The organism is Muricauda sp. SCSIO 65647 (assembly GCF_021534965.1).
Lineage (GTDB): Bacteria > Bacteroidota > Bacteroidia > Flavobacteriales > Flavobacteriaceae > Flagellimonas_A.
On sequence record NZ_CP091037.1, the window covers coordinates 1,723,331 to 1,745,576 of the forward strand.

The window sequence follows — 22,246 nt, forward strand, 5'->3', positions numbered from 1 at the left end:
CCTAAAGAAACATGTTTAAGAGAACCCAAATCTTAATAGCAGTACTTTTTGCTGCAATAGGGGTGCAGGCGCAAGAGCTGACCCTTCCACAGCATTCGCAGTACAATGCCGATAATCCCTTTTTGATTTCGCCGGTATACGCGGGAATTGGAGACCATATCAAAGTTCGCTTGAATGGGTTGACCCAATGGGTGGGCATTGAGGATGCCCCCGATACCCAAACTGCCGCTGCCGATGCACGAATCGGAGATCGCTCAGGTCTAGGTATGTTTCTTTACAATGATAGTAACGGATATACCAAACAACGCGGTGCAAGGGTTTCGTTCGCCCACCATTTGACCTTAGACCGATATGAGGACGAATTTCTTTCTCTTGGAATATCATACAATTTCAACCAGTTCAGAATCGATGTCAACAACTTCATTCCTGAAAACGGTCAGGTCATCACAGATGATCGGGCCACCACCAACCATAATTTCGATGTTGGGGTACTTTATAGGAAAGATAGGTTCTTTCTTACCTTAAACGCTGTAAATCTTCTTCCCAAGAATTTAGATAGTTTTGGGGTCAACCAGGTCTTTGAGCCCAATACGCTAAGAAACTATTTTGCCTATGTAGGCTACAGCTTTATGAAAAATAAGAACAGTAAACTTGAAATAGAGCCTTCGGTTTTCTTTCAGTGGTTCGAAAGTGATAATCGTTCCGTTACCGATCTCAATGCCAAGTTTCGGTTTCATGATTTTGAGGACTATTACTATGTCGGCGCCACCTACCGCTTCTTGAACGATCCGGATCAGCCCCTGACACCCCTTTATCTATCACCTATGGCCGGCTTGAAAAAAAGTAATTTTTATTTCGGTTACTCATACCAAATCTTGACCAATGAAATTGCCGGTTTCAACATAGGCACACATGTAGTGACCGTAGGCATGGATCTGTTTCAAGGTATCAGTAACTGCCGTTGCACCTATTAAAGTTTGCAGACTTTGACGTAATTTTGCCCTTTTGTAAGCACAAATGGGGAAAATCAAGCTCAACAATATACGTATACACGCCAATCATGGGTGTTTAAAGGAAGAGGCCATCATCGGCAGTGATTATCGTGTCGATCTGGAAGTACATGCCGATTTGTCGGTTCCCGCCAAATCCGACAGGCTTTCAGAAACGGTTGATTACGTACACCTGAATAACATAGTCAAAGAAGAGATGGCCATAAAATCACATCTTTTAGAGCACGTCTCCAAACGGATCCTGAACCGTATAATGAATGAACTGGCATTGGTCTCGAGTGCCGAGGTGACCGTGTCGAAGATAAATCCACCTTTGGGGGGTGATGTTGAAAGTGTATCGGTCGCCATGCGTTTGAGCAGGGACTAACTTTGTTTTGACAAGCCCAAAAAGAGTACTAAATTTGCAGCGGTAAAAGGCATCGTGGCCGAGTGGCTAGGCACAGCTCTGCAAAAGCTTGTACAGCGGTTCGAATCCGCTCGATGCCTCCAAAACCCGTCTGAATCAGACGGGTTTTTCTTTTTCAGGATACCAGCCCTTGATTCTGGGCAACCACCGCGGTACATTCTTCTTGTATATTTTGTATTCTTCTCCAAATCTTTTTGTCAAGTCAGGTTCTTCTTTCCAAATAAAATAACAATGGTTCAGCACAAAAAAGAAAATGGCCCATACCAAAATCGTAAATGATGCCAAAAGAAGTGATTCGCCCAAAAGAATGCACAAAACCCCAAGAATCATAGGGTTTCGCATGTGCCTATACAAACTTTTGACCACCAATTTACGCGTAGGGTTCCATGGCGCCAGTGTTCCCTTGCCTATCCGTACAAAAAGTACGACCGACGAGATAAATAAAACCAACCCAATGCCCAATAGTAACATTCCGGTGGCAAAGAGTGCGCTTTTGTTGATGGAAGAAAAAAATGAAGGTAAAAAATTTGATGACAGCCCATACATCAAAAAAGGAATGACCACTGTCACCATGAACGGCAACAAAAATATGGCCTTTACTATCTCTGCTGTTGATGGTGGTTTCATCGTAACAGACATTTTGAAAATGCTATCTTATGTTCTCTATCTGTTCGATGCCTTTTTCGATATCGAACTTGTCTTTTGGCAAAAAGCCCTTTATAATCAACACTAGGCCACAGACCGCTAAAACAATGCCCAAAACTTTCTTGACGAACCGAACCTTTTTTTTGGTCAATTTTCGCCTAAGTTGCTTGGCCAACAAGATTTTAAAAAGGTCAACTATAAAATAAGTGCCCAACATGGTTCCAAAAAAAACAAGTATTCGATTGGGTTCATTGTCAAGAGTGGGTCCGACAACGATCAAGACGCCCAACCAAAATATCAAGACCCCTATGTTGATGAAATTCAAGAGAAAACCTTTAACGATCAAATTGACCAACGTTCCTTTTTTGATTTTCATTTCAACGTTGCGTCCGCTTCCCTTGAAATAAACGATCAGGCCGTAAATAAGTAAAATGGTGCCCCCGAAAACATACAGACCGGGTAGATTGCTCAAATTTTCCAGTAATTGAAAACTACTGAAATAGGCAATCATCAAAAAGAGAATGTCGGCCACTATGACCCCAATGTTGAAACATAAACCCGCTCGAAAGCCTTTTGTGGCGCTGGTTTCAAGCAAAACAAAGAAGACGGGGCCAATCATAAAACTCAATAGAAATCCGAGTGGTATGGCCGCCTGAATGTCTTCTATCATTGCTTTTCCGTTATTCTACACGCTCGATTTTTCCACCAAAAACTGTTTTTTCATCCATTTTGGCAGGGTCACCGAATACTTTTACCAAACCACCGGCCTTTACATTTGCGTTGACATAATCAGTAGCATAAATGTTTGCTTTGCCGCCGGCATTTACGCGTATGGTCGTGAATTCGGTTTTGAACTGTTGCCCGTCATAAGTGCCCCCCGTATTGATGATCACATCTTGAGTTTTAGCAAAACCTTTTGATATGATATCGCCGCCGGTTACTGCTTTTACCAATAGTTGTTCGGGTTGACAATTTATTTCGAGTTTACCGTTTTCCTGTGCTTTTAATTCCAATACATCTTGATCAAACACATCTTCTGAACTTATCTTTGCGTCTTCATTGACATCGATTATTTTTAGTTCATCGGTATAATGCAGGTCTATGAACGTTCGATAACCACTGAAAATCTTATCGATTTCCATCCTTAGTTTTAATACTCCCGAATTATTGACAATGGCCACTTTGTTTGTGTTCGCCCCTGTAATAATGGCTTTGTTCTCACTTGATTTGATAAGGTTTATCGAAAGGCCATCAAAACCCTTGACCTCATGGAACGGCTCAAGTTCTCTGGTTATTTTGCCATTCTGCGCCACTAGGGTAAAACAAAGTAGAAAAATTGCGCTATGCACTATAGCAGTTTTCATGTGTTTGTTTTTCAGACATTTTCCTTTTTTCCAATAAGCGAAAAATCTAAATGTCTTTTAATCAGATCAGTATCTTTTACCATTACATATACTTCATCGCCCAATTGGTAAACATTGCCCGTTCGCTCACCTATTATGGCATATTCCCTCTCATCAAAGGTATAATAATCATCTTTGATATCACGAATACGAACCATGCCCTCGCACTTGTTCTCTATAATCTCTACATAAATACCCCATTCGGTAACACCGGAAATCACACCTAGAAACTCTTGGTCCAGGTGTTGTTCCATAAACTTGATCTGCATATACTTTATGGAGTCTCGCTCTGCATTCGCAGCCAGCAACTCCATATCAGATGAATGCCGGCATTTTTCTTCATAAATCTCTTCTTTTGGTGTTCTGCCGTCGTCGAGATAGTGCTGCAACAAACGATGTACCATCACATCTGGGTATCTTCTAATGGGCGACGTGAAATGCGTATAATGATCAAACGCCAGCCCATAATGCCCAATATTCTCTGTAGTGTAAATGGCCTTGCTCATACTTCGTATGGTCAGCGTATCGACCAAATTCTGCTCTTTTTTTCCTTTGACATCTTTAAGAAGCTTATTTAGAGAGGCACTGATAGATTTTTTATCCTTTAAGTTGACTTTGTGCCCAAACCGTGAGATAACGCCGTTAAGGGCCATTAATTTCTCTTCATTGGGCTCATCGTGCACACGATAGACGAATGTTTTCTTTGATTTTTGTTTACCGATGAACTCGGCCACTTTTCTATTGGCCAACAACATGAACTCTTCAATCAGTTTATTTGCCTCTTTTGCTTCCTTGAAATAAACGCTCTCAGGTTCGTTGTTCCCGTTCAGGTTGAATCTGACCTCAATTTTATCAAAAGAGATGGCCCCTTTTGCCATACGTCGTTCACGCATGATCTTTGCCAACCTATCTAGTATTAAAATTGCTTCAACAACTTCATCGGAAACCTCATACGAACCATTCCTTATCGAAATGTTTTCTGGAATCGAAGGTTCTTTTTTCTCAATAATGTGCTGGGCCTCTTCATAAGCAAAACGCTCATTTGAATTGATTACCGTTCTACCAAACCACTGTTTTTTGACCTGCGCTTGATCATCTAGCTCAAAAATGGCCGAAAATGTATATTTTTCTTCATTTGGTCGTAGTGAACACGCATTGTTCGACAATATTTCAGGGAGCATGGGCACTACTCTATCCACCAAATAAATTGAAGTTGCCCTTTCATAGGCCTCCTCTTCCAAAGTCGTACCAGGTACCACGTAATGGGAAACATCGGCTATATGTACCCCGATCTCATAATGGCCATTATCCAATTTTTGAAAAGAAAGCGCGTCATCAAAATCTTTGGCATCTTTGGGATCTATGGTGAAGGTCAGTACCTCTCGCATATCTTTGCGATTGGCGATTTCTTCTTCTTTGATGGAAGTATCCAACTTATTGGCAAAATCCTCCACCTGATAAGGAAATTCATGGGGTAGGCCATATTCGGCCAAAATACCGTGAATCTCGGTATTGTGTTCACCTGGTTTTCCGAGTACTTTTACGATTTCACCAAAAGGCGAGTCTGCATCTTCAGGCCAATGCGCCAGTTTGACCAACACCTTATCACCATCTTTGGCCTTGTTTATTTTTTCAATCGGAACAAAGATATCAGTGTACATTTTACCCTCGGTAGGCCGCACAAAAGCAAAGGTTTTATGTTTCTCAAGAATTCCCACATAGGTATCTTTTGTTCTTTTTACAATATTGATTATTTCCCCTTCAATTCTTTTGCCACGTCCCTTTTTCTTCACTGCCACCTCAACGATATCAGCATGAAAGGCCTTTTTCAACTTCTGTGCGGGCACAAATACATCATCTTCCATATTGTCGACCACCACATAGGCATTACCACTCATGGTAACATCTAAAACACCTTGAAGCACCTTTCGCTCTACTGCCTTCTTTCTAAACTTGCCCCGGCCAACTTCAACGATCCTGTCTTTTTGTTTTAACTGACGTAATCGGTCTATCAGTATATTTCGACCGGGGGTATCGTCAATACCCAAACGGGAAGCTATTTGTTTGTAATTGAAACTTTTCGAGGGTTCTCCCTCCAAAACCGTAAAGATACCTTTGGTGATTTCGTTCTTACGCTGGCTCTTGGCTCTTTTTTTCTTTTTCGACATTAAGGATGTTTGATGCCCGAAAAATACAAATTATACAGGGCAATCAAACAGCTTGCGTTATCAACACTTCATAATATTACCTTATTATCTTTTTTATTAAAATTCTAAAAATGGTATTTATGATGGTGTGTTGGTAAGCCTGAAAAAAAAGTGTTCTATAATTTGCTTTGAACATATAGAAAGGTTTATGAACAGATTATAATTTGATAATCATCTTGTCAATCAGTTTTTTGTGTTTTTAATCCACGGTTGTCAACAACCATTTTCAACATGTTCTTATTGAAAATAAAATGTTTCTAAATTGTTAATTGCCTTCAAAAGATGTTTGATAAAAAACTTCTATCTTTTAACTTCTTTGGTTGCTTTTTTGATGGGAAATAAGTAATGAACATTCTTACTTTAAGACTGAAATTAAGTTATTCATTTTTTTGAGTAAAAATGAACAATCCATCATAAATTCTAATACATTCTTTTTTAAATGATTACTGAATACTATCAGAATTTTTCAACAGCTCGATTAAAAAGAATCTTAACTTTGTAATGAGGATATAAAAAACACAAAGCCATGAAAATCGCCATAGGAAACGACCATGCGGGCACAGAATACAAACTGGCCATAGTGGGAATGTTGAAATCAAAAGGTATAGGGGTCATCAATTATGGGACCGATGATACGGAAAGTGTTGACTATCCTGATTTTGTGCATCCGGTCGCAAAAGATGTATCAGAAGGAAACGTTGATTTTGGTATAGTGGTCTGTGGTAGTGGTAATGGGGCAAGCATGACCATTAACAAACATCAAAGAGTACGCGGTGCACTTTGTTGGAACAAAGAGATCACCGCGCTTGCGCGCGAACATAATGATGCCAATATATTGAGCCTTCCGGCAAGGTTCATAGCGCTTCCCCAAGCACTTGAGATGGTCGAGACTTTTATGAATACCTCTTTTGAAGGGGGTAGGCATGAAAGAAGAATAGAGAAGATACCCTGTGTTTAAAAATCAAGGAATGAAATGGGGCATCACCACAACCATCATCATCATGCCCATGGTGATACCAAAGAAAGGCATTTAGGAATTTCCATTTTACTGAACCTGTTGATTACCGTTTCACAAGTTGTGGGCGGAATCATATCGGGTAGTTTGGCACTCTTGTCCGATGCTCTTCATAACTTTAGTGACGTACTTTCCTTGGTTATCAGTTATGTTGCGAATAGACTTACCAAAAAAAGGGCATCGGCAAATAAGACCTTTGGCTATAAAAGGGCAGAAATTATAGCGGCTTTTGTCAATGCGGCTACATTGGTGGTGGTAGCGGTCATACTGATCATAGAGGCAATTGAAAGATTGTTCGAGCCCCAGAGCATCGGTTCTGATTTGGTCATTTGGTTAGCGGCATTGGGCATTGCCGCGAATGGATTCAGTGTTCTTTTGTTAAAAGGTGATGCTGAGAATAATATCAATATGAAATCTGCCTATTTTCATTTATTGACGGATATGATGGCTTCAATAGCCGTTTTGATAGGTGGATTGTTGATGAAATTCTTTGAGATTTATTGGGTAGATGCCCTATTGACCATGGCCATAGCCATTTATTTGATTTACGTGGGGTATGATCTATTGAAAGAGTCGACAAAGGTATTGATGCTGTTCACCCCAAAATCAATCGTGGTTCAAGAAATAGTGGACACCATAAACCGAATCGATCAAGTGAAGAATGTGCACCATGTGCATATTTGGCAACTCAATGACGAAGAAATTCACCTTGAGGCACACATTGATTTCAAGGCTGATATAAAACTCTCTGAATTTGATGTCATTTTAGATCAAATTGAGAAAAAGGTATACCATGACCATGGTATCAACCATGTCAATATACAACCCGAGTACGGCAAGTGCGACAGCAAAAATGTAATAGTGCAAGATTAGGGTATGGAATTTTATGTGAGAACATTCGACGAGCTCACCAAAGATGAGCTGTATCGAATTTTACAATTACGGGCAGAGGTTTTTGTGGTCGAACAAGAATGTGCCTACCAAGATGTGGATGGCAAAGACCAAAAAGCGCTTCATGTACTCTGTCAAGAAAGCGGTAAGCTGCAGGCCTACACCCGAATTTTCAAGCCAGGAGATTATTTTGAGAAAGCATCAATTGGAAGGGTAGTGGTGGACCGCTCAAGCAGAGATAAGGGCTTGGGACAAAAAATAATGAAAAAGTCCATTGATTTTTTGGTTGAAGAACTTTCAGAAAAAGAAATAGAGCTCTCTGCCCAGACCTATTTGTTGCGCTTTTATGAAAACCTAGGGTTTCAATCGGCCGGAGACACTTATCTAGAAGATGGCATACCTCATATCAAGATGGTATATCAGTCTAAATTTTGATGGGATTTTTGTTGGTAAGATTGATATCGGCCAACATGGTGTCGGTGAACTTATAGTGGCCCCTAGTGGTTATGATTCGAAACTGATTTGAGTTCATTCGGCTCAACGTATCCAAAAACAACCACTTGGTCTTCAACAATCTCGGCCTTTCAGATTTAAGGCTGATGTCAAAAAAGTACTTGCTGCCATTCTTTACCGCCACGATGTCTGGGGTTATCTTCGCAGTACTACCTTTTCTAACGTACGATTTTGGCCTATCATAACCCTTAAGATCTGCTTTGATGTCCTTAAAGCCATGGGCCTCTAAGTGTTTGATAGATTTCTGTAAAAATGCCCTATTTTCTTTTTTATCAGACTTGACCATAACCCTTAAGATAACAAAAATCTGGCAAAAAACAAATTTTAGATACTGATTAACAGGTAGTTAACAATGAAATTATGATTAAATCAAGCTGTTTGCGACAATTGTTCGATTTTCTCAAAAAGCACCTTACCAGTTTTTTTAACGATACCGACCACCAAGGCATTTCCCATGAAAAAAGCGCGTTTGGTATCAGAAATGCCCTTGAGTTTGGTGTGATTGTCAGGAAACATATTGAGTCGTTCCAATTCAACGGGTGTCAATCTTCTCAACCCTCTTTGGGTTGGCACCACATGCTTAAAGCGAGAAGGGGCTTTGCCCCCTTCACCCGTAATGATGGTTCGTGAAGGTTTGTTCAGCGCATCAGGAAAAACCATAGACCCCTCGGCATAATGATATTGGTGGCCAGATCTTGACGTTCGCAGTTCACGCTTGGCACCTTTCAGATATTTCCACTGTTTAAGTTCATCTATCGAAATAAAGAAATCATCTGGGGCCTCTCCATTTTGCAAGATATCTTCAAGAACCGTATGTGGACCGTTATAATCTGGAACGGCATCTGTGGTGAATACATGATTACCTATGAAGATTCCACAATTCTTGAACGGAGACTTGTTTCCCCCTTTATTGAAGTGGTTTGATAGGGTAGCGAGATCATCGGTCAGGTCAAAAGTTTCAAAAGCTTTGTTCTCATTTTTCATTGGAAAGGCCATGGCAAACACACCGTCGGTTTCCAACCAGGTTTTTTCAGGTCTTTCCTTAATTGCTTGAAACATTTGGGTCGATTGGTGGTAGGCCAGAAAAAACACCCGTCTTCTTCGCTGGGGCATGCCGTAGTCTGCGGCATTGATGACCCGCCATTCAACGGCATAGCCCAATTCAGACAGACTTTTGAGCATAATGGCAAAATCGCGACCACGTTGGGAAGAAGGCGATTTGAGCAACCTATCGACATTTTCGAGAAAAAGATATCGGGGCTTTTGTCTTTTTTCTTTCAAAATTCTATGGATAGACCACCATAACACCCCTTTTTTGCCCACCAATCCTTTTGAGCTGTTCAGAGTGGTCGCCACAGAGTAGTCTTGACAGGGAAAACCACCGACCAGTACATCATGATCGGGAATTTCGCTTGTGGGAACTTTTTCAATATCGACAGCACTGTGGTTTTCAGGCCCAAAACGGGCTTCGTACACCAAAGAAGCATGTTGGGTCTTTGTGGAAGGCTCCCACTGGTTGCTCCAGACCACTTCGTAATGTCCGGTATTCTCAAGACCGATACGGAAACCGCCGACCCCGGCAAAAAGTTCACAGACCCTCAATTTTTGCATGTTTAAAAATAAAGAGAAAAGCCTTATGGATCAACAATGTTCTATATCGATAATCATCAAATTTTACATAATAAGGTATACCAAAGATCAGTTCGCTTTTTGATAGATAATTTTTCGAATCGTAAGGCTTACCTCTTTTTGGGCACTGTTTGATTGTTGCAAATCTGGATTGGTCTTCTCATAAGCGGCAGCAAAAACAGAGAACTTGGTTCTTGCCAACATCTTTTGCATTTCACTATCAGCACCATAGTACTTTTCGTCCAGGCCTGCGAATTGTTTTCTCCACCAATTATAATCTACCTTTGCCGGATTGGCCAGATCTTCCATTAACCGCTTATGAAGTTTTTTGAGCAGCACCGTTTCTGTTTCAAGAGCTTGCGCCAGCGCCTTTTCAGCTTTTATATACTCTTTTGACCCAAGTAGGTTTTTATATTTGGCCTTGACACTGTCCAAACCGAAAAAAACCGAATAATTTTCGATAATTCTATGGTAATTTTCAGCGGCAAAAAGCAATTCACCAGCCTCTTCTTGTGATAAAACCTCAGCATGATCGTCTCTATATCTGTCCATTAAATCTTCTTTTGCAATATGACTGCTCGGCGATTGATTTTTCTTTAGAAGTATCCAGTTAAAAGCCTTTTCTATTTGTTGGGGAGGTGGCCAGCGATGATTTCCATTGAAAGTTATCAGGGTGCTGGAGAAGTTCAGTCGCTTGAGATATTCACGATTGTTCAACATTTCTTGATAGTTCATGTCTTCATCTCCGCAAATGCCCACATATGAATAATTCTGAACAGAAGGAGAATGATTTGGATTTGAAGAAAACCCGGCGCCGCATGCTAGAACTCCTGAAAATTGGTCGGTAAGTGAGGCAATTGCCGTTACCAATCGGGCGGCACCTGAGAACCCGGCAAGATACATCCCGTTTTCTTTGATATTAAAATTTTTGAAGACATGATCAAATAACCGCTGAGCTATTTGAAAGTTGTTTTCCATCGGTCCGTTTCTTGAATTATTTGAGCATATAACCATAAAACCATGTTCTTCGGCAGCTGTCACAAAGGGAAATATGCCAACCTTGCCCCTTGCTAGGGGATCAAAGACAAAGAGAATGGAAGAAAGATGGGTTTCACTGTAGGTATTGGGCAAATACAGTGCAAAACTCTCATTTGATGTTCCTGAAACCGTAATGGAGTCAATAATTTCACCTTTGGCGAATGGGCTTTGGGCTATACTGCAAAAGCCGACACAAAAAAGAAGGGCCCGCAGTAATCTTTTCATGATAATTCTAGTTCAAAATCGAACGATATTTGCCATGATCGTTCAATATCTCTTTGGCTCCCAAAATAGCTTCGTCGTGTATCAGGTTGTAGTCGTATAGCCCTTCTCGGTAGAAATAACGCTTGATGATTTCATCGGTGAGTTTTTTCTCGATTTCGTTACGGTAGGTATCAAGTGCGTTTCTTTTGCCATTGCTGATGGCCAAGAGTAGGTCTTTGTACTTGGTCTGTACATTTTGGCCCAGAAGGTGGCTTTCACCATTGAGGGCTTCGGCCAATAACTCTTCACTTTCGGTCTGAAAAGAAAAATCTTTGGCAACGGCGAATTTTTTGAACGTCTCATAATCTGTATCGGAAAACGAGAAATCAGCTACCTCTTGAAAACTGTTCTGATAATGAAAATCAGTGGCAAAGTCGAAGATGATATTATTCATGATCAAGGCCTCGATCAAGGCATTCGATTGTAGGTCTGATACTTCAACATCTGGCATTACACCACCACCATCTTGTACCGACCTACCATTACGTGTCTTGAAGGTATTGAACTTTGTGTTTCGAATGGCTTTTCCATCTTGATCACGGTTCCAATAATCAAGTGATTGAATACATCGGCCCGAGGGGGTATAATAGCGTGAAATGGTCACTTTCAACTGGGTGCCATAGGTCAATTTTAAAGGCCGCTGCACCAAACCTTTACCAAAACTTCTTGCACCCATGACCACGGCACGATCTAAATCTTGCAAGCTGCCCGACACGATTTCGCTAGCGGAAGCACTGCTGCCATCGATTAGCACGACAACAGGTATCTCAAGGTCTTCGGGCTTGTTTTTGGTCTTGTATTCTTGGTTGAACTTTTTGACCTTTGATTTGGTGGTGACGATTAGCTCGCCTTTATCGACGAACAGATTGGTGACATTGATGGCTTCTGAAAGTAGGCCACCGGGGTTGCCCCTTAGGTCTAAGATCAAATTTTCGGCACCTTTGCCCTTTAAATCTTGAATGGCTGATTTGGTCTGGGGCGAAGCTTTTCTGTTGAATTTTGAAAGTACGATATACCCAGTTTTTTCATCGGCCATTCCATAATAGGGCACGGCATCGACCTCGACACCTTTACGGTTCAAAGTGGCGGTTTTTGTTTGACCCTGTCTTTTGTAGGTAATGTCAACACTGGTATTGTTCGCCCCTTTTAGCAGCTCACTGGCATTGTCATCAAAATCAGCTACATTGATATCGCCGATCTTGACAATTTCATCACCAGCTTTTAGGCCAGCATTATCGGCGGGGTAACCTTTGTAGGGCTCGATGACGAGTAAACGGTCTTCATATGATCTTACCAAAGCCCCAATGCCTGAATATTCACCGGCATTATTGATTTTATAGGCCTCAACGTCTTGTTCGTTCAAAAATCGGGTATAGGGATCCAACTCTTCGAGCATGTTCTTGATTGCCGAGTCCATCAATTCGGCTGGGTTTGTTTCATCGACATAATTCATGTTCAACTCTTTGAAGAGCGTGGTGAAGATTTCTATCTGCTTGGCAATTTCAAAAAAATCACTTTTAAAGCTGCTTCCGACCACAAAAATGGCCAGCGCCAATATTGGAACGATGATTTTTCTATTGATTCTTTTCATGTGATTCCTTTTTTAAGAAGATGTTCAAGACGGTCTTTATCTCTTCATCTATCTGTTTGAAATTCGGCAAATCCTTTCCAAGATATAAAAAGACGAACGCAAAATTTCCCTCAATGTTGTTAAAAATAAGGTGTTTGTTAAGGCGATAGGCCTCTCTCAGCAGCCGTTTGATTCGGTTGCGCCGCACCGCTTTCCTGAACCTTTTTTTGGGAGCGACAAATGCCGCTTTTACTGGAGAACCATCATTGAACCTTGTTCTTAGATAAATAAGTTTCAGTTGCTTGGTTTGCACATGTTTTCCCTCTTCAAAAACGCTTTCAAATTGCTTTTTGCCGACTAGGCGTTGTTTTTTGGGAAGGGATTGATCCATTTTTAAAAGTAAAAAATCCGTTTGAGAACCAATTTCCCCAAACGGATTCAATGCTGAAGAAAAATTTTATTGGCCAGGCAAATAGGTATTGTCTTCTTTGTTTATATCGGCCATAAGCTGGGAAGGATCTATCGTAATGCCCTCAATTTCTGAAATGGGCCTATCGATCAAAAACTCATATACCGGGTTGGCCCAGGCCCAATCTTGCAAGACGGTCCGGGTTATATTCGGATATGGATTTTCTTTTTCACCCCTCATCATTCTTAGCGGAATGTAGTAGGTCTCTCCGGTACTGTTGTTGTCGGCGTTGACCACCAATATATCCAAGGGCATGGGCATTAATCCAATTCTTTCCAAAACAACACGGGTCTTGTTACCCTCTGCAACCACTTCTTTGATAGCATAATCGATGGTATTGGTGGTTTGTGTCCAATCCATAAGATACCAATCGAGCTCCATACCGGAAACTTTTTCCGCTGTTCTTATAAAGTCGTTCGGTATGGGGTGCTTGAACTTGAAGTCTTCAAAATATTTTCTAAGGGTCTTCATGAGTTTGTCTTGACCGATAACATAGCCCAATTGCGATAAAAATATCGAACCCTTGCTGTATGCGGCGACACCATAGGCAAAATTGACATCGTAGCGATCGGCATGGGTGGTCTGGGGCTGCTCTTTCCCAGAATTGACCAAGGCAAAATAACCTTTGTACGATCCTTCGAACGGATTTTGCTTGCCCTGCTCCATAATCTGGTTCATGCACAGACTACTGATGAACGAGGTGAAGCCCTCATCCATCCAAGAATGTTTCGATTCATTGGTGGCCAGTACATGCTGAAACCATGAGTGTGCCAGCTCATGAACCATAACGCCCACCAAGCTGTTAAAACTTCTTTCGCCGGTTATCAGTGTGCTCATGGCATATTCCATGCCGCCGTCACCCCCGTGCACCACAGAATATTGTTCATAAGGATATTCACCTATGTTTCTATTGAAAAAGGCCATGGCCTCGGCCGTTTTGGATTGAAGATTTTTCCAGTTTTCCAGAATTTCGGGGTTGTTCTTATAGAAGAAATGTAAGGTTGGGCCGTTTTCCATTTCAAGGGTATCATGTATGTATTCGGGATCGGCGCCCCACATAAAATCATGTACCATCGGGGCTTTGAAATGCCAAGTGAGCATCTTGCCCTTATGCTTGATTTTGGTGTCGGGCTTTTCATACCCATGCCCGATTTCTTGAGGGTTCTGCAAATAACCGGTGCCACCGATGACATAGTCTTTGTCAATGGTGATTTTCACATCAAAATCACCCCATACCCCATGAAATTCCCTTGAGATATACGGATTTGGGTGCCAACCCTCGAAATCATACGCAGACATTTTTGGGTACCACTGGCTCATTGAAAGGGCAACACCTTCACTACTGTTTCGGCCTGAACGACGTATCTGCAAAGGCACCTGACCGCTGAATTCCATATCGAAGATGGCTTTCTGGCCAGGGGCGATGGGCTTGTCGAGATAGGCCACCAAAATGGTTTCTTCCTCTACAAATCTGATCGGGCTACCGTCATGGGTCAATGATTTTGCGTGTAGATAACCGATTTCATCCTCCGAGAGATCGGCAATCCTGCTTTTTCCCTCTTCCATCATACGATTATCAGGGTCTTTGATGCTCTGTAACCGAATATCCATGTCACTGCCTGGCTGAAAGGCATTGAAGTAGAGATGATAATAGACACGGTCGAGGGTGTCAGGTGAGTTGTTGGTGTATGTCAATTTTTGGGTGCCCTCGTAGCGAAAGGTCCCGACATCAATCGTAACGTTCATTTCATAATCGACATGTTGCTGCCAGTAGCCATGCCTCTCTTGTCCGTAAACACCTAGGGCCAGCTCAAAAAAAAGCAAAAAAAATGTTCTGTACATTGTCATTATTCTGTATTAAAACCAAGTGTTTTTTTCCCTTTGGAAATATTATCCGCCAAAATGAGGGCGTTGTACGCGTTCACCATTTTGCCCGATTTTGAAATTTTGTCAAAGGTCGTTGCCTTTTCGGGATCGCCCGAGACAATCACCGAGGCTTTTGAAAAAAGCCCTGATTGTACCAAAACATCTTTTACCTGTTCGGCCGATAATTTGGGATAGTGCGATCGTACCAAAGCCGCTATTCCCGCTACGGCCGGTGCGGCCATTGAAGTGCCTCCCTGAAAGTCATATTCATTGTTCGGTAGTGTTGAATAGATATCATCACCTGGGGCAAAGACATCTACATTTTGCTTGCCATAGTTTGAAAAATCTGCCACTAGGCTTGAACCATATCGACTTGTCAATGCGCCCACCGTAATAACGTTATCGGCAAATTCAGCACCTGAGAATTTATGATCGTTCGGGTAGTTCGGGTTTTCGGCACTGTCAAGGTTTTCACCATCATTGCCGGCAGCATGTACGATCAGCACATCGTTCTGTGCGGCGTACCGAATGGCATCATAGACCCATTCTGCATTTGGTGAAAAAGACTTGCCAAAGCTACAATTGATGATCCTGGCCCCATTATCGACCGCATAACGAATGCCAAGGGCTATGTCTTTATCATATTCATCACCGTTGGGCACAGCTCTGAGAGCCATAATCTTGACATTGTTGGCCACACCTTTTATGCCCTTGCCATTATTGCGTTCGGCGGCTATGATACCCGCTACGTGCGTACCATGGCTTTCATCTTTGACCCTGTTATCGGGATTGCCATTGCCATACGTTACGTCATCAATATCGTAGGGGTTGTCACCTACCACTCCACGGCCATCAAAATCTTTGTTCAGATTATAGTTTACCTGTTCGGCGAAATAGGTAATGCCAGTGTTCAGTTCTTCAAGCACTTCTTCTATGGTGTCGGCATAATTGTACATTTGGGTCAATACCGCAACATGTTGCCGCATTTCATCGGTCTTTGGCTCAATGGCCAAAACTTCTTTTTTGGTGTATGAATCTTTGCCCAACTCTTTTTTTACAGCTTCATCGGCATTTTTGACCACTTGCATTATTTGTTCGTACTGTTGCTTGTTCTGAAGCGCCTCGGGATATTTTTTGTCCAATTTTATTTTGGCCTTTGCGCGTAAGGCGGGGTCTCCGAGATTCAACCGAAGTATTCGGGCGTATTCCAATTGTTCGTGATACGCTTCCCCCAAGAAATTGTAACCATGTATATCGTCTACATAGCCGTTGCCGTCATCATCCTTGCCATTGCCCGGCCTTTCGTCTTTGTTGACCCAAAGCACATCATCAAGATCTTCATGGTTAAGGTCGATGCCAGAATCCAATACGGCGACCACAACTGTTTGTCCCTTCTTGTTTTTTATGATTTCTGAATAGGCACGGTCAATGCTCATTCCAGGTATCGTATCGTTGATCAGATCGGCATGGCCCCAATTCTTTTTTTCACTTTCCGTAAGTTCTGCCACCTTTCTCGGTACCGTATCGATACTTTCAACAGGGGTTGAGACCAAAGTTGTGGCCCCACAACCCATCATAAATAAAGAAAGGCCCAAAAGACCAAACCGAAACTCAAAAAATCTAGCTATCATAAAAATTAATTATTTCTTAATTGTCGAACACTTCATTGAACGAGAATACTTCATCGAGACGCACCCCCTTTTCAGTATGTTTTAACGTACATAGTTCATTATGGGCGTCGTGTTCAAAAAACAGTATGTATTGCTCATCGGCCGCTTTGTTCAAGAACTGTTCTTTTTCATCTAAAGTAACCAAGGGCCTCATATCATAGCCCATCACATAGGGCAATGGAATATGGCCGACCGTCGGAATCAAATCTGCTGAAAAAACAATGGTTTTGCCTTTATATTGAATATGGGGCAACATTTGCTTTTCTGTATGTCCGTCCACAAACAAAATGCCAAACTCCAATGATGATCCACTCAAAAAAGATTCACCCGTACTTTCTATGAAGTGCAATTGACCGCTTTCTTGCATTGGAAGCAAATTTTCTTTAAGAAACGAGGCTTTTTCTCGTTTATTGGGGTTGAGGGCCCATTGCCAATGGTCTTTGTTCGTCCAGAACCGGGCATTTTTAAAGGCGGGCTCGTAACCCGTTCGGTCTTTGTTCCATTGAATACTTCCACCACAATGATCAAAATGAAGATGGGTCATGAACACATCGGTGATGTCGTCTCGGTGAAAACCGTGGTTCTCGAGCGACTTATCCATAGAATGGTCTCCCCAAAGAAAATAATGACCGAAAAACTTTTCTGATTGTTTGTTTCCAAGACCGGTATCTATAAGCACCAAGCGGTCACCGTCTTCTATCAAAAGGCAGCGTGCTGCCAAATCGATCATATTTTTTTCGTCAGCCGGATTGGTTCTGTTCCACAGTGACTTGGGCACGACACCAAACATGGCGCCGCCATCCAATTTAAAATTTCCAGTCTCAATGGGGTATAGCCTCATGCGATGAACAAAGGGTGCGCAAAATAATAAAACTGCACTGTAATTCGCTTAAAAACACTGGTTTATTATTGCTATTTTAACATATTTTGCAAGTCTATTGTCTCGATATGAAGAGCTGGATGGGCATTTTACGGCACTTAAGGTCAAAATGAAGGATCAGGGAGGCCATTTTTTAAAATGCCGTTTCAAAAGAAAAGCATTAAATTTCAAAAAAATAACCAACATGCTCGAACTCGCCGGAATCATCATTCTCGGAATCATTGCCCAATGGGTGGCGTGGCGCTTGAAATTACCAGCTATTCTTCCTTTGATTTTGATAGGATTGTTGGTGGGGCCAATTGCCACATTATATACTGCCGATGGCAGCAAGTTGATAGAACCTATTTGGAATGGCTATAAAGGGCTTTTTCCGGGTGACGGTCTCTATAATTTTGTTTCACTCTCGATCAGCATTATACTTTTTGAAGGAGGGTTGACATTGAAAAGGGCTGAAATCAGAAATGTTGGCCCCGTCATCACCAAACTGATTACCGTCGGCACCATTATAACCTTTGTTTGTGCCGGTCTGGCCGCCCATTACATTTTTGACCTTTCATGGCAGATTTCCTTTTTGTTCTCAGCTTTGATCATTGTTACCGGGCCTACGGTGATTACCCCCATTCTTAGAAATATTCCACTTAAAAAAGATGTTTCAACGGTATTGAAATGGGAAGGCATTCTCATCGACCCCATAGGAGCTTTGGTGGCGGTATTGGTTTTCGAGTTCATCAGTGTGGGCGAGGGGCAGGCGTTCACCAAGACGGCTTTGATAGAGTTTGGGAAAATTTTGCTATTTGGCACCACCTTTGGTTTTACCTTTGCCCATGCCCTGGCATTTGCCATTAAAAGGAACTTCATTCCACATTATCTCTTGAACGTTGTGTCATTGTCTGTGGTGCTCTTGGTATTTGTAGAGTCAGATGTCTTTGCCCATGAATCAGGTCTCTTGGCGGTTGTGGTAATGGGAATGGTCTTGGGCAATATGAACCTGCCCAATCTTAAGGAGCTGCTTTATTTCAAAGAATCATTGAGCGTGCTTTTGATTTCCATTCTTTTCATTTTGTTGGCCGCGAACATCAATATCGATGACATGTTGTTGATCTACAATTGGAAAACGGCCTTACTGTTCGCCATTATTGTTTTCTTGGTACGGCCAATCGGTGTTTTTATAAGTGCTTGGGGGTCTCACCTCAAGGTCAATGAAAAAATGTTCATCGGATGGGTCGGCCCCAGAGGTATCGTAGCAGCTGGTATTGCTTCACTTTTTGGGTCGAAACTGATTCTTAGGGGCGAGCCGGGCGCAGAGTACATTACCCCATTGGTGTTTATGATCGTACTGGGCACGGTGTTACTGAACGCCACTACCGCACGGCTTTTTGCTAGATTGGTGGGGGTCTTCTTGACCAAGTCAGAGGGCATTTTGATCGTGGGTGCCTCTGCAGCATCAAGATTGATCGCCCAGTACCTAAAAGACAACAACCGACATGTGGTATTGATCGATAACAATCAGACCAATATTGACAAGGCCAAAAAACTGGGTGTCGAAGGCATCGCTGCAGATATTTATTCTGACACACTGACCGACAACATCGAACTGAACGACGTCGGCTATCTGATGGCCCTGACCGCAAATTCTGATATCAATCGATACGCCATTGACAAGTTGGGAAAACAATTTGGCGAGAACGGGGCATTTCGTTTGGTGAACGGTGATGAGATGAATGATTCTGAGAGAAATCAAAAGGAAGGACTGTTTTCACAAACCGATGATTTTATAAAACTTATGGAGGCCGTTAGAAAAAATCCGACCATACACGAGATAGGCCTCAAAGACAGAGAACATTACGAAAGCCTGGTCGAAATCAGCAGTGCCGACGATGACATCGTTCCTATTTTTTTAAAGGATGCGGAAGGAGACCTGAAGATTATTCCCGCTTTCAGCCAAGAACCTGAACCAATCAAGAAAGGATATAAATTGGTGTATTTGGGGAAGGAATTTGACCTACAGACCGATCAAGCTTCAAATTAACATGGGTCAAAGAATGATGGATCGTTATTGATATACCTTTACCCAGTCGACTATCATCTGAACGGGCAGGTCATCTGGATCGACCTTGCCGACCCAAGAACCCCCCAATTGCATATCAATGAGCAGATAAAAAGGTTGGTCAAAAGGCCATTGTGAGGGATCGACACCTTCAACTTTTGGATAGGTAAGCGTCTCTTTGCCGTTCACCATAAATACCAGTTTGTCGGCATACCACTCCATGCCATAGGTATTGAAATTTTCAGTGTTTACAGGAACGGTAGTGTAGCGTTGCGGAAATTCTTTTTTAAGCTCCAAAGTATAGTATGAGTGTATGGTCTGATATACTTGATTTTCATAGTTCAGGTGTTCCATCAGATCTATTTCACCGTTTCTGGGGTAGTCGCCATACTTGGGTTGATCGGCAAGCATCCACATGGCGGGCCACGCACCGGTGGCACTTTCTAGCTTGGCGTGTATTTCGATTTTTCCGTACTGAAAAGCAAACTTGCCCTTGGTACTTACCCCGCCGGTCAAGTACTGGGCGGTGTCTTTTGCTTGGTCGGGGTTTACGATACCGCGCAGGTACAGCTTTCCGTCCTTTATCTTCATGCATTCAGGATTGTTCGACATATAATTGCCCCAATCTACATTGTTGCGTTCGACGATGTTCCATTTGGTCGTATCAAGAATTCCCGGGGTGTCAAAATGTTCTTCCCAAATTATGGTCCAATCTTTCCCTTGCCTTATTTCCTTTTTTTGATGATAAGAGGCGCATCCGACCAAAAAGAGAAAGATGCCCAAAACGAACGGTATGTTGATTTTTTTCATCAATCGTTCAATTTCAGAACGGCCATGAATGCCTGTTGTGGAATTTCTACATTGCCTACTTGGCGCATGCGTTTCTTGCCCTTCTTCTGTTTTTCCAAAAGTTTTCGTTTTCGTGAAATATCACCGCCGTAGCACTTCGCGGTAACATCTTTGCGCAACGCCTTTATGGTTTCTCGAGAAATGATTTTTGAACCAATGGCCGCTTGAATGGGTATATCGAACTGCTGCCTAGGAATGAGCTCTTTGAGCTTTTCACACATTTTCTTGCCGATGTGGTAGGCATTATCGAAATGCACCAGTGCAGAAAGGGCATCAACAGGTTGGGCGTTCAACAATATATCGACACGCACCAATTTTGAGATCCGCATTCCAATGGGTGAATAATCGAAAGAAGCATATCCCTTTGAAACCGTTTTCAAGCGATCGTAGAAATCGAACACTATTTCGGCCAAGGGCATGTCGAAGGTAAGTTCGACCCTTTCAGTGGTCAAATAGGTCTGGTTGGTAATTTGGCCCCGCTTGTCAATGCACAACGACATCACATTGCCCACAAAATCTGACTTGGTGATAATGGTGGCCTTTATATAAGGCTCTTCAACGCGATCGAGAGTAGAAGGGTCGGGTAGATCTGAAGGATTGTTGACGATTACAATTTCTTCAGGGTTTTTGGTGGAAAAGGCATGGTAGCTCACGTTCGGCACCGTGGTGATGACGGTCATATCGAACTCGCGCTCTAAGCGTTCTTGAATGATTTCCATATGTAGCATTCCGAGGAAACCGCAACGAAAACCAAAACCAAGGGCCGCACTGCTCTCGGCGGTGAACACCAACGAAGCGTCGTTGAGCTGTAACTTTTCCATAGAGGACCGCAACTCTTCAAAATCTTCGGTATCGACCGGATAGATGCCCGCAAACACCATGGGCTTTACATCTTCAAACCCGGCTATGGCGGTCGAGGCCGAATTTTCTGAAAGGGTAATGGTATCACCTACTTTCACCTCTCTGGCATCTTTGATACCGGTAATCAAATAGCCCACATCGCCCGTAGTTATTTTTTGCTTGGGATGTTGGGTGAGCTTCAATGTACCGATCTCATCGGCAAAATAGCTCTTATCGGTGGCCATGAACTTGATTTTTTGCCCCTTTTTGATTTCGCCGTTCACGATTCGAAAATAAGTCTCCACCCCACGAAATGGATTATAGACCGAATCAAAGACCAAGGCCTGTAGGGGTGCGCCCGGGTCTCCTTCAGGTGCAGGAACACGTTCAATGATGGCCGTCAAGATATTCTCGATGCCAATACCGGTTTTGGCACTGGCCGGAATCACTTCTTCTGGCTTGCAGCCCAACAGATCGACTATGTCATCGGTCACCTCTTCTGGGCTGGCACTGGGCAAATCTACCTTGTTGAGCACGGGTATGATCTCTAAATCGTTCTCTAAGGCCAAATATAGGTTTGAAATGGTCTGTGCCTGTATGCTCTGGGCGGCATCGACCACCAGAAGGGCGCCTTCACAGGCCGCAATTGAACGTGAGACCTCATATGAGAAGTCTACATGGCCAGGGGTGTCGATCAAGTTGAGCACATAGGTTTCGCCTTGATGGGTATAATCCATCTGAACGGCATGGCTCTTTATGGTGATGCCCCGCTCACGCTCAAGGTCCATATTGTCCAATAACTGATCTTGCTTTTCACGTTCGGTCACAGAACCTGTGAAATCCAACAATCGGTCGGCCAAGGTGCTTTTGCCATGGTCAATATGGGCGATGATACAGAAATTTCTAATGTTCTTCATGGCTCTGGCCTTCACTAGGTTCAAGGGCGATAAAAGTGACTGCAAATATAGCGGTTTTAGGGGCCATTCATGGAGGTTTTCATCGAATATGAAAATTTACAATAAATAATTTCATTA

The 22,246-nt window shown here is 42.5% G+C and carries 20 protein-coding genes and 1 tRNA gene; 7 read left to right on the forward strand and 14 right to left on the reverse strand.

From position 1 onward, the window contains the following. Nucleotides 1-11: 11 nt before the first annotated feature. The 3 genes from L0P89_RS07680 to L0P89_RS07690 all read left to right on the forward strand — a co-directional run bounded on the left by L0P89_RS07680 (nt 12) and on the right by L0P89_RS07690 (nt 1,499). Nucleotides 12-974, forward strand: coding sequence for a type IX secretion system membrane protein PorP/SprF (locus L0P89_RS07680; protein WP_235267819.1), 963 nt, complete (start codon nt 12-14; stop codon nt 972-974). Between the two features lie 43 nt (nt 975-1,017). Next, a complete protein-coding gene (gene folB, locus L0P89_RS07685; RefSeq protein WP_235267820.1) occupies nt 1,018-1,377 on the forward strand; it encodes a dihydroneopterin aldolase in 360 nt (119 codons plus the stop codon). Between the two features lie 48 nt (nt 1,378-1,425). Continuing rightward, a tRNA-Cys gene (locus L0P89_RS07690) sits at nt 1,426-1,499 on the forward strand. A 13-nt stretch (nt 1,500-1,512) separates the two neighbouring features. Here L0P89_RS07690 and L0P89_RS07695 read toward each other — a convergent pair. Genes L0P89_RS07695 through rnr form a run of 4 tightly spaced genes read right to left on the reverse strand, consistent with a single transcriptional unit; the run spans nt 1,513 to nt 5,632 of the window. Beyond that, on the reverse strand, nt 1,513-2,043 hold the full coding sequence (locus L0P89_RS07695) for a methyltransferase family protein (RefSeq protein WP_235267821.1): 531 nt from the start codon (nt 2,041-2,043) through the stop codon (nt 1,513-1,515). A gap of 22 nt (nt 2,044-2,065) precedes the next feature. After that, the gene (locus L0P89_RS07700) at nt 2,066-2,731 is read right to left on the reverse strand and encodes a LysE family translocator (RefSeq protein WP_235267822.1); all 666 of its coding nucleotides are present in this window, start codon (nt 2,729-2,731) and stop codon (nt 2,066-2,068) included. A gap of 10 nt (nt 2,732-2,741) precedes the next feature. After that, nucleotides 2,742-3,425, reverse strand: coding sequence for a head GIN domain-containing protein (locus tag L0P89_RS07705; protein ID WP_235267823.1), 684 nt, complete (start codon nt 3,423-3,425; stop codon nt 2,742-2,744). A gap of 11 nt (nt 3,426-3,436) precedes the next feature. Further along, a complete protein-coding gene (gene rnr, locus L0P89_RS07710; protein ID WP_235267824.1) occupies nt 3,437-5,632 on the reverse strand; it encodes a ribonuclease R in 2,196 nt (731 codons plus the stop codon). A gap of 565 nt (nt 5,633-6,197) precedes the next feature. Between rnr and rpiB the strand changes: the two genes are divergently transcribed. From rpiB to L0P89_RS07725, 3 genes are read left to right on the forward strand one after another with little or no spacing between them, the layout of a single operon-like run. Beyond that, nucleotides 6,198-6,629 (forward strand): ribose 5-phosphate isomerase B, encoded by a 432-nt coding sequence (gene rpiB, locus L0P89_RS07715; RefSeq protein WP_235267825.1) that lies wholly within the window; start codon nt 6,198-6,200, stop codon nt 6,627-6,629. Nucleotides 6,630-6,644: 15 nt separating this feature from the next. After that, on the forward strand, nt 6,645-7,559 hold the full coding sequence (locus tag L0P89_RS07720; RefSeq protein WP_235267826.1) for a cation diffusion facilitator family transporter: 915 nt from the start codon (nt 6,645-6,647) through the stop codon (nt 7,557-7,559). A 3-nt stretch (nt 7,560-7,562) separates the two neighbouring features. Then, nucleotides 7,563-8,012: a GNAT family N-acetyltransferase gene (locus tag L0P89_RS07725; protein ID WP_235267827.1), complete on the forward strand. Its 450-nt coding sequence runs from the start codon at nt 7,563-7,565 to the stop codon at nt 8,010-8,012. Here L0P89_RS07725 and L0P89_RS07730 read toward each other — a convergent pair. The 8 genes from L0P89_RS07730 to L0P89_RS07765 form a co-directional block, all read right to left on the reverse strand. Beyond that, complete coding sequence (locus L0P89_RS07730; RefSeq protein WP_235267828.1) at nt 8,002-8,376, reverse strand: hypothetical protein; 375 nt, start codon at nt 8,374-8,376, stop codon at nt 8,002-8,004. The genes L0P89_RS07725 and L0P89_RS07730 overlap by 11 nt on opposite strands. Nucleotides 8,377-8,459: 83 nt before the next feature. Then, on the reverse strand, nt 8,460-9,701 hold the full coding sequence (dcm, locus tag L0P89_RS07735) for a DNA (cytosine-5-)-methyltransferase (RefSeq protein ID WP_235267829.1): 1,242 nt from the start codon (nt 9,699-9,701) through the stop codon (nt 8,460-8,462). 87 nt (nt 9,702-9,788) lie between these two features. Then, nucleotides 9,789-10,982, reverse strand: coding sequence for a hypothetical protein (locus tag L0P89_RS07740; protein ID WP_235267830.1), 1,194 nt, complete (start codon nt 10,980-10,982; stop codon nt 9,789-9,791). A gap of 7 nt (nt 10,983-10,989) precedes the next feature. Beyond that, nucleotides 10,990-12,612, reverse strand: coding sequence for a S41 family peptidase (locus L0P89_RS07745; protein ID WP_235267831.1), 1,623 nt, complete (start codon nt 12,610-12,612; stop codon nt 10,990-10,992). Then, on the reverse strand, nt 12,596-12,982 hold the full coding sequence (gene rnpA / locus L0P89_RS07750; RefSeq protein ID WP_235267832.1) for a ribonuclease P protein component: 387 nt from the start codon (nt 12,980-12,982) through the stop codon (nt 12,596-12,598). Before rnpA ends, L0P89_RS07745 begins: the two co-directional genes overlap by 17 nt. 66 nt (nt 12,983-13,048) lie before the next feature. Continuing rightward, entirely contained in the window at nt 13,049-14,902 is a 1,854-nt protein-coding gene (locus L0P89_RS07755) for a M1 family metallopeptidase (RefSeq protein WP_235267833.1), read from the reverse strand. Nucleotides 14,903-14,907: 5 nt separating this feature from the next. Next, nucleotides 14,908-16,557 (reverse strand): S8 family peptidase, encoded by a 1,650-nt coding sequence (locus L0P89_RS07760; RefSeq protein ID WP_235267834.1) that lies wholly within the window; start codon nt 16,555-16,557, stop codon nt 14,908-14,910. Between the two features lie 16 nt (nt 16,558-16,573). Beyond that, nucleotides 16,574-17,437: an MBL fold metallo-hydrolase gene (locus L0P89_RS07765; protein WP_235267835.1), complete on the reverse strand. Its 864-nt coding sequence runs from the start codon at nt 17,435-17,437 to the stop codon at nt 16,574-16,576. A gap of 223 nt (nt 17,438-17,660) precedes the next feature. Between L0P89_RS07765 and L0P89_RS07770 the strand changes: the two genes are divergently transcribed. Next, nucleotides 17,661-19,505, forward strand: a complete 1,845-nt coding sequence (locus L0P89_RS07770) for a sodium:proton antiporter (RefSeq protein ID WP_235267836.1) — start codon at nt 17,661-17,663, stop codon at nt 19,503-19,505. Between the two features lie 24 nt (nt 19,506-19,529). On the opposite strand, the gene L0P89_RS07775 is transcribed toward L0P89_RS07770, so the two are convergent. Then, entirely contained in the window at nt 19,530-20,333 is an 804-nt protein-coding gene (locus L0P89_RS07775; protein ID WP_235267837.1) for a glycoside hydrolase family 16 protein, read from the reverse strand. Next, entirely contained in the window at nt 20,333-22,129 is a 1,797-nt protein-coding gene (gene lepA, locus L0P89_RS07780; RefSeq protein ID WP_235268008.1) for a translation elongation factor 4, read from the reverse strand. The genes L0P89_RS07775 and lepA overlap by 1 nt, the downstream gene beginning before the upstream one ends. Nucleotides 22,130-22,246 lie beyond the last annotated feature (117 nt).

What these genes read in the sequence shown, in the direction of transcription:
- L0P89_RS07680 (WP_235267819.1), top strand. Translation starts at nt 12, where the DNA reads ATGTTTAAGAGAACCCAAATCTTAATAGCAGTACTTTTTGCTGCAATA.
- folB (WP_235267820.1), top strand. Translation starts at nt 1,018, where the DNA reads ATGGGGAAAATCAAGCTCAACAATATACGTATACACGCCAATCATGGG.
- L0P89_RS07695 (WP_235267821.1), bottom strand. Translation starts at nt 2,043, where the DNA reads ATGAAACCACCATCAACAGCAGAGATAGTAAAGGCCATATTTTTGTTG.
- L0P89_RS07700 (WP_235267822.1), bottom strand. Translation starts at nt 2,731, where the DNA reads ATGATAGAAGACATTCAGGCGGCCATACCACTCGGATTTCTATTGAGT.
- L0P89_RS07705 (WP_235267823.1), bottom strand. Translation starts at nt 3,425, where the DNA reads ATGAAAACTGCTATAGTGCATAGCGCAATTTTTCTACTTTGTTTTACC.
- rnr (WP_235267824.1), bottom strand. Translation starts at nt 5,632, where the DNA reads ATGTCGAAAAAGAAAAAAAGAGCCAAGAGCCAGCGTAAGAACGAAATC.
- rpiB (WP_235267825.1), top strand. Translation starts at nt 6,198, where the DNA reads ATGAAAATCGCCATAGGAAACGACCATGCGGGCACAGAATACAAACTG.
- L0P89_RS07720 (WP_235267826.1), top strand. Translation starts at nt 6,645, where the DNA reads ATGGGGCATCACCACAACCATCATCATCATGCCCATGGTGATACCAAA.
- L0P89_RS07725 (WP_235267827.1), top strand. Translation starts at nt 7,563, where the DNA reads ATGGAATTTTATGTGAGAACATTCGACGAGCTCACCAAAGATGAGCTG.
- L0P89_RS07730 (WP_235267828.1), bottom strand. Translation starts at nt 8,376, where the DNA reads ATGGTCAAGTCTGATAAAAAAGAAAATAGGGCATTTTTACAGAAATCT.
- dcm (WP_235267829.1), bottom strand. Translation starts at nt 9,701, where the DNA reads ATGCAAAAATTGAGGGTCTGTGAACTTTTTGCCGGGGTCGGCGGTTTC.
- L0P89_RS07740 (WP_235267830.1), bottom strand. Translation starts at nt 10,982, where the DNA reads ATGAAAAGATTACTGCGGGCCCTTCTTTTTTGTGTCGGCTTTTGCAGT.
- L0P89_RS07745 (WP_235267831.1), bottom strand. Translation starts at nt 12,612, where the DNA reads ATGAAAAGAATCAATAGAAAAATCATCGTTCCAATATTGGCGCTGGCC.
- rnpA (WP_235267832.1), bottom strand. Translation starts at nt 12,982, where the DNA reads ATGGATCAATCCCTTCCCAAAAAACAACGCCTAGTCGGCAAAAAGCAA.
- L0P89_RS07755 (WP_235267833.1), bottom strand. Translation starts at nt 14,902, where the DNA reads ATGTACAGAACATTTTTTTTGCTTTTTTTTGAGCTGGCCCTAGGTGTT.
- L0P89_RS07760 (WP_235267834.1), bottom strand. Translation starts at nt 16,557, where the DNA reads ATGATAGCTAGATTTTTTGAGTTTCGGTTTGGTCTTTTGGGCCTTTCT.
- L0P89_RS07765 (WP_235267835.1), bottom strand. Translation starts at nt 17,437, where the DNA reads ATGAGGCTATACCCCATTGAGACTGGAAATTTTAAATTGGATGGCGGC.
- L0P89_RS07770 (WP_235267836.1), top strand. Translation starts at nt 17,661, where the DNA reads ATGCTCGAACTCGCCGGAATCATCATTCTCGGAATCATTGCCCAATGG.
- L0P89_RS07775 (WP_235267837.1), bottom strand. Translation starts at nt 20,333, where the DNA reads ATGAAAAAAATCAACATACCGTTCGTTTTGGGCATCTTTCTCTTTTTG.
- lepA (WP_235268008.1), bottom strand. Translation starts at nt 22,129, where the DNA reads ATGAAGAACATTAGAAATTTCTGTATCATCGCCCATATTGACCATGGC.